Annotated in this window: 8 protein-coding genes; 5 read left to right on the top strand and 3 right to left on the bottom strand. The window is 69.8% G+C overall.

The annotated features are described in order from the left end of the window. The first annotated feature begins 21 nt into the window (after positions 1-21). The 3 genes from AB0F15_RS44600 (at position 22) to AB0F15_RS44590 (ending at position 1,964) form a co-directional block, all read left to right on the top strand. Entirely contained in the window at positions 22-468 is a 447-nt protein-coding gene (locus tag AB0F15_RS44600; RefSeq protein ID WP_360283943.1) for a hypothetical protein, read from the top strand. Positions 469-619: 151 nt separating this feature from the next. Then, complete coding sequence (locus AB0F15_RS44595) at positions 620-1,060, top strand: peptidase inhibitor family I36 protein (RefSeq protein ID WP_360283941.1); 441 nt, start codon at positions 620-622, stop codon at positions 1,058-1,060. A 22-nt stretch (positions 1,061-1,082) separates the two neighbouring features. Beyond that, entirely contained in the window at positions 1,083-1,964 is an 882-nt protein-coding gene (locus AB0F15_RS44590; protein ID WP_360283939.1) for a hypothetical protein, read from the top strand. A 65-nt stretch (positions 1,965-2,029) separates the two neighbouring features. On the opposite strand, the gene AB0F15_RS44585 is transcribed toward AB0F15_RS44590, so the two are convergent. Then, a complete protein-coding gene (locus tag AB0F15_RS44585; RefSeq protein WP_360283937.1) occupies positions 2,030-2,155 on the bottom strand; it encodes a hypothetical protein in 126 nt (41 codons plus the stop codon). A 608-nt stretch (positions 2,156-2,763) separates the two neighbouring features. Here AB0F15_RS44585 and AB0F15_RS44580 point away from each other — a divergent pair. Beyond that, positions 2,764-4,728, top strand: a complete 1,965-nt coding sequence (locus tag AB0F15_RS44580; RefSeq protein ID WP_360283935.1) for a right-handed parallel beta-helix repeat-containing protein — start codon at positions 2,764-2,766, stop codon at positions 4,726-4,728. A 116-nt stretch (positions 4,729-4,844) separates the two neighbouring features. Here AB0F15_RS44580 and AB0F15_RS44575 read toward each other — a convergent pair whose 3' ends face one another. Beyond that, entirely contained in the window at positions 4,845-5,216 is a 372-nt protein-coding gene (locus AB0F15_RS44575; protein ID WP_360283933.1) for a hypothetical protein, read from the bottom strand. A 117-nt stretch (positions 5,217-5,333) separates the two neighbouring features. On the opposite strand from AB0F15_RS44575, the gene AB0F15_RS44570 reads away from it, so the two are divergent. Continuing rightward, the gene (locus AB0F15_RS44570; RefSeq protein WP_360283931.1) at positions 5,334-6,068 is read left to right on the top strand and encodes a transposase; all 735 of its coding nucleotides are present in this window, start codon (positions 5,334-5,336) and stop codon (positions 6,066-6,068) included. 184 nt (positions 6,069-6,252) lie between these two features. Here the strand turns inward: AB0F15_RS44570 and AB0F15_RS44565 are convergent. Then, on the bottom strand, positions 6,253-7,119 hold an 867-nt coding region (locus AB0F15_RS44565), incomplete at its 5' end, for a hypothetical protein (protein ID WP_360283929.1).

Raw genomic sequence — 7,119 nt, 5'->3', positions numbered from 1 at the left:
AAAAACAAAAAAAAAAACTTTGTGAGTGGATTACAGAGTTGTGCACTTCCGATCGGCGGGGCGCCCGCGGGTCCGGCCGCGGCCTCGGCCGCGGCGACCGGCTCCTGGCACGCTTACGGCAACACGAACCCGATCACCTCCAGTGCCAGCACGTGGAGCTGCGCCGGCTCCAAGGCGCTCACCACCAACGTGCTCGCGCAGGTCTGCGCGATCAGGTCGCCGGGTCACGCCTCGGTGCAGGGCGCGGTGATCGTGCGCAACAACCGGAGCAGCCTTTACTCCGTGGCCGCGGCGATGGACCTGTACACCTCATCCGGCGACAAGCTGGGCGACTGGGCGTGCGCGTCGTCCGGGGTCGGAGCGAATTCGTGGTCGGTGTGCTTCGGATCGACCCTGGCCGAGCGCAGCTCGGTCAACTCGGTGGGGATTGCCAACGGGGTGAATCTCGGCATCTCGTCGAACGTGTGACCTCGCGCGCTTCCCGCGGCGAGCGGGAAAGCCGGCGCTGACGACAGCAAGACCCCGCGTCGACGCCGGCCGGCAAGCCGTGCCCGGTCGGCGCGGCACCGACGAACCCGCCCGCGTCCGCGGGAGCGGGCCGACAAACGAGGAGGAACCCATGAGAGCAACAGCAGTCGTGGCCGCGGCGATCGCCGCGGCGGCCGTCGGGGTCGGCACGGCCGGCACCGCGCAGGCCGCGTGCCTGGCCCAGTACGCGTGCATGTACTCCAACTCCAACCTGGGCGGTTACAAGTACGAGAACTTCAACAGCCAGGCCAACTGGGGAAATCTGCGGTACGCGGGCACCAGCGTCCCGCTGTGGGCGGGCGACGGCACCTACAACAACGTCAGCTCGATGGAGAACAAGGACACCAACTCCCCGATCGCCGTCTACTACAACTCCCAGTACCGGGGGTCGTGCTTCACGATCCGGTCGAGCGGCACGGTGCTGAACTTCGCGAACGTCGAGCTCTCCGGCGACAACCACGACGGCTGGGTGGCCAACGACGTGATGAACTCCCACCACTTCAACATCGCCTGCGGCACCTACTACGGGTGACGGCGCAGCCGAAAGGAGGGACGTGGTGAAGGCGACGCGGATCGTCCTGGCGGCCGTCGCGGCGGCGCTCGTCTGCGGCTGCGGCATCGCCTTGTCGGCGAGCGGTGAACCCGGCTCCGGGCCACCGGCCATCGGAGCGGTGCGGCCGGTCGGGTCGGGCGCGGACATCGTGCTGCCGTTCGACGCCTACCGGCACACCGCCACCGAGATCAACGTGATCGAGCGCGCCACCGCCCTGCTGGCCCGGGACTGCCTGGGCCGGTTCGGTCACGACTGGACACCGCCGACGGCCGACGCGGTCGACACCTCCCGGCCGGCGGCGGGCGGCCGGTACGGGATCGTGGACGCCGCCGAGGTCGCCCGGCTCGGCTACCACGCCCCCGTGCGGCCGGACCGGCCGGCGCAGCCCCAGCCCCCGCTGGACGTGCTGATGGTCTACACCGGCAAGGGGGCGTCGACGGTGGGCGGCCGGCCGGTGCCCGAAGGCGGCTGCGTCGGCGAAGCGCGCCGACGGCTGGAAGAAGGCGTGCCCACCGCCATGCCGGGCGCCGCGTTCGCCGAACTCGACCGGGAGCTGTACCTCACCGCGCAGGCCGACGAGCGGGTGCAGCGGCTCATGGCCGGCTGGCGGGGGTGCATGGCGGAGTCGGGCCGCCAGTACGCCGACGTGTGGGCGGCCAACGACGACGTCCGGTGGAGCAGCCCCGAGCCGACGCCGGAGGAGATCGCGTCCGCGAAGGCCGACCTGGCGTGCCGCACGCGGACCGGCCTGGCCGGGACGTGGCTCGCGGTGGAGACCGCGTACCAGCAGCGGGCGATCAAGGAGCGGAGCCCCGAGTTCGACGCCCTCGCGAAGGCGATGCAGGTACGGCTGGCCAACGCCCGGAGGGTGACAGACCGCTAGCCCGCGCCGGGTGGGTCCGGACGACGACTCACCCGGCGCCGCGGCGAATCGACGGAGTCACCGGGTCACAGTTCGCGGGCTGCCCAGTGGGCCTGCAGGGCCTCGCGCACGTGCGCGGCGGGCAGGTCGTTGGGCAGCGACACCACCACCGCGTCCACCAGGTCGCCCTCGAGCGTGTCCGTCCAGCTCACCGCCCGGCAGCCAGGGGTTCCTTCGCCTCGTTCGGCATGGGCCGCCAAACTGACCAGGAAGTGGTGGCGCCGCCCGGAACCCGGGTGATCGATCCGGTCGCGAGTCCCCCGAACCGGAGAGCAGGGGCCTGACGGAGTTGCCGCACACGCGGGTGCTCGCCGAAACGCTGCCCGGTGCACGACCCCCACAGCTCGGACGGGGTACCGACCAGCCGTGCTGCCCCTCCCCGGACCGTCGGATGAGTCCGATTCAATGGCCGGCAAGCCCTCTTCGCCGCGCTGACGTTGACCGGTTCGGGTGTGGTGTGGCAGTTACGCCGGCTGGTGGTCGTCGTTGCGCTGGCTGGGGCGGACCCAAGTCGGCGGCCGGCGTCGTCGCTGAGCACCGGACTGCAACGGGCACCGCCGGTCGTCCAGCACCTGCGAGGCACCCTCTCCTCGATGAAGCTCAGCTGCAACCACAAGAGATCCGATGAACGGAACACTTGCAGGCGAAAAAGCCCGCTTTGCACCATTTAGCCCTGAAGTCATCCGATCAATCGTTGACAGTGCTTCGGCGCGCCGGTCACACTCTGAGCCGCCAGAGCCTCCGACGAGGGACGGTCATCGTGCGCAGACGAGTCAAGGCAGCCATGTTCGCGACCGGGCTCGCGCTTGCGGCGACCGGGGTACTGGTGACCCCGGCGACGTCGGCGCCGCAGCAGGTCGTCCACGTCGCGCCGAACGGTGACGACACCCACGACGGCACGAGCGATGCCCAGTCCGTCCGGACGCTGCAACGCGCCCAGCAGCTCGTCCGCGGCCTGATCCCGGGCATGACCGGCGACATCTCCGTCAGCCTCGCCGGCGGCACCTACGCGCTGAGCGCGCCACTGCGGCTGACCGCCGCCGACTCCGGTGCCAACGGCCATCGCGTGGTCTGGACCGCCGCACCCGGCGCCCGGCCGGTCGTCAGCGGCGGTGTCCCGATCACCGGCTGGAAAGTGGCCGACAGCGGCAAGAACATCTGGTCCGCGCCCGCCCCCGCGACGCTGCGGACACGCCAGCTTTACATCAACGGTGCCCGCGTCCCCCGCGCGACCGGCACCCTCCCGGTGACATTGACCAGGATCACCGGCGGATACACGACGTCGTCGGCCGCGATGGACAACTGGCGCAACCCCAAGGACATCGACTTCGTCTACACCGGGGGCCTCGGCGCGTGGACGCAGCCGCGGTGCCCGGTGAGCACGATCTCGCCGACGACGATCAAGATGGCGCAGCCGTGCTGGGACAACTCGACGAAACGCGTGATGCGCACCGACGACTCCGGCCGCACGGTCGAACTGGTCGGCCGCCAGGCCATCACCGAGCTGCCCACCGCGGTGGAAAACGCCTACGAGCTGCTCTCCGCCGGCGAGTGGTACCTCGACAACGCCGCACACACCGTCTTCTACGTGCCGAAGCCCGGTGAGGACATCACCAAGGAGACGGTGACCGCACCCGCGCTGGAAACCCTGGTGTCCGGCATCGGCACGGCTTCCGCGCCGGTCCACGACATCACGTTCAGCGGCCTCCAGTTCTCCTACGCCACCTGGAACTTCCCGAGCACGCCCGAAGGGTTCTCGGAGATCCAGGCGAACTACACGCTGACCGGTGCGCACGGCTTCGACCAGCAGGGGCTGTGCCAGTTCGTCGACAGCGGCCAATGCCCGTACGGCAACTGGACCAAGGAACCCGGCAACGTCTCCTTCGCCTACGACAAGAACATCAGCTTCACGCGGGACGCGTTCGCCCACCTCGGCGCCGCGGGACTCGACCTCGGCACCGGCTCGCAGAACGACCTGGTGCAGGGCAACGTGTTCACCGACATCTCCGGCAACGGGCTGGAGCTCGGCGGCGTCGACATCACCCTGCCCACCGCGGCCGCCCAGCACACCAACGGCAACCGGCTGCTCGACAACCACGTGTTCGCCACGTCGGTGGAGTACGCGGGCGGCATCGGGATGGACATCGGCTACACCGAGCACACCACCGTTTCGCACAACCAGATCGACCACGTCCCCTACAGCGGGATCTCGATCGGCTGGGGCGGTTGGCCGGACAAGGTGAAGATCAAGGCGGAACCCAACTACAGCAACAACAACACGCTCAGCGACAACCTGATCTTCGACCACATGCAGCTGCTCGCCGACGGCGCCGGGATCTACACCAACGGCAACACCGGGCCGGACATGGCCGGCGGCGAGAAGGTCACCGGCAACGTGATCCACGACCAGAAGGGCGCCGGCAAGGCCGTCTACACCGACAACGGCGCCGGGAACATCACGATCACCGGCAACGGCCTGTACAACGCCGATCTCGCCTGGGGCTCCAAGCACACCGACTACACGCTGAACAAGGGCACCTACGACCCCCTCGACATCGAGAACAACTACTGGGAGAACGGCAGCGCGGACTACAACCAGAAATCCGTGGTGATCAGAGACAACCACGCCATCACCGACGCCAGCGGCATCCCGGCGAGCATCCGCACCAACGCGGGTCTGGAAGCGACGTACGCCGACGTTCTCGGCTGGACCCCGGCCGGCTGATCGACGGGTGATCGGGTGGAACCAGGTCCTCGTCTGCGCTCTCCGGCGGTGTCCACCCGTCGAGCGGATCGAGGTCGCGGGTGGTCCGGGCCGGCAGCCACGGGGCCCCGCCGTGCTCACCTCGCCCCGGCCGACCACGAGCAACGGGCGCCCCGCTGCAGGATGATCCACAGCAGCCGCGACAGCGTCGCCTCGACGAGGAGCCAGGCGATCATGACCGCCGCCGCGCCGATCCGGCCGGGGACTGCGAGCAGGCTGGCGAACGGCCACGTCGCGCTGACGCCGTTGACGATGGCTCCGCCCCGCAGGACGAGGTCGTAGTCCTCGCCCCGCAGCGCGGTAATCCGGCGCGCGTGCTCCGGGGCCGGGGGCGGAACCTGGCCGAGACCTCCGGTCTTCTCCCGAAGCCGGCTCCCGGCGAACACCGTCGTCACCAAAAGAGCGCAGATCGCCAGCAGGACGATCCCCATCTCCGTACGAGGGCTCATCGACGTTGCTACCGCATCACCGGCGAAGTATCCCAGCCGAACGGTCACGCTGCTGAGTCATCCGCCCATGCGCACCGGCCGCTGCCTGCCGACAGCGAACTGGCCCAGGCCATCGCGGTGCTGTCCCGCGCAACCCAGGACGCCATCTGGCGGCGATCCCGCGCCACGCAGGAACTGCGCGCCGTGCTGCGCGAGTACTACCCCGGGTTTCTCGCCGCGTTCGCGAAGGGCGGCGCCGCCCGCGGCATCGACGCCCTGGCCGCGCAGCTGCTCAACGACCTTCGCACGCCGCAGATGCGGCAGCCGCGGCTTGTCGAGGACGCGTTCGGCCACCAGACCCTGGCGCTGCCGGCCACTCTCAACGCGGAGTGCGCCAACGCGGACCAGCTCACCGAGGCCACCACCGCGGCGTTCCAACAGCACCAGGACTACGCGATCATCACCAGTTTCCCCGGCCTGGCCGACCTGTCCGGCGCGCGCGTCCTCGGCGAGATCGGCGACGATCGCGCACGCTTCACCGACGCCCGAGCCCTCAAGACCCACGCCGGATCAGCGCCCGTCACCCGCGCCTCAGGCCGCAGCATCTCCATCACCCGCCGGACCGTCAAGAACGACCGCCTCAACGCCGCCGGCTTCGTCCGGGCCTTCGCCGGCATCGGCCGAGCCGGCGCACCACGCGACCACCACCACCACCGCCACCGAGCACCCGGCGACCGGCACGCCGCCGCCCTGCGGCACCTGTTCAACCGCTTCCTCGGACAGCTCCACCACTGCCTTCAGACCGGCCAAACCCACGACCCAGCCAAGGCCTTCGACCCTGCTTTCCCCACGCCAACCGCGGCCGCGGCTTGACAGTTGGGAGGATCGGAGGTCCATCAGCGGTCCCTCAATGCCACCAGACCGGTGACACCACCCCCCGGATCATGCCTTCGACTGGGGGCTTCAGTCATGCCGGACCTGGTGACCACAGTTCCTTGATCAGGAACTACGAAGAAGGTAACGGGCCAAAGCGCGGACCGGCGCGCGCCCGCGGCCATCAGCTCGAGCCGAGCACCTGCCGTGCCACGGTGTCCTGCCGCTGCCTGAGCGCCAGCCACTCACCGATCAGCTCGCCGTGCGCGTCCAGCCACTGTTGCTGGAGGAAGGCGAGACGCGCGTAGGCGGTGTGGAGATACCCGGTCTCCTGCTTGCACTGGAGGTCCGCGCGCGCCGCCGGATCGGTCGCGAGGTTGGTGTCGGCCGGGAGGGCGCTCAGGAGATCGGCGGGATCAGGGGCATCGATTCCCCGCCGGTTCATGCACTTGCGCCAGCTGACGTTGATGGCGACGAAGTCCCGATCCCGATCGAGCTGCTCCTTGGCGTCGCGTTCGCCGTCGTACAAGCGCAGCCGCAGCTCCGACGCCCGTTGTCGCTGGTCACCGAGCAAGCGGTGCTCTGCGTCTGCCTGGCATCCGGTCGCGGGCCACGATATCTCCAACCGCTCACCGTGAGCCACCATGCGCCGGTCCGGGTCTCCGAACAACGCACGCGCGTACCGCTCGTCGCGAACGGGTTCCGGGGGCAGGGGTTCGGCTCCGATGTTTTCGAGCGACTCCAACCCGAACGGCCGCAGCGCGGCGAGCGCCTCGTCCCCGGTGACGTGCTCGACCTGCGGCGTGTAGTCCAACCCCTGTCCGGCCATGCAGCCGGCGACGAGGACGTCCTTGGCGTCGGCGATGCGCCGGTCGCGGTCGTCGGGCCGGTACATCATGCGATTGATCGGCGGGACGATCCGGGTCTCGGCCCGCCCGGAGACCGCGACGTCCGACGTCGAGCCGGCCAGCAGCGCGGCCAGCGCCACCGCGAGCACGACCACGATCGGCCGGACGCGCCGTTTGGGCGACTGCGCGCGCTCACGCGCCCG

Origin of the sequence: Amycolatopsis sp. NPDC026612 (assembly GCF_040638285.1) — a bacterium.
GTDB lineage: Bacteria > Actinomycetota > Actinomycetes > Mycobacteriales > Pseudonocardiaceae > Amycolatopsis.
This window is presented reverse-complemented; position numbering and strand designations above follow the sequence as displayed.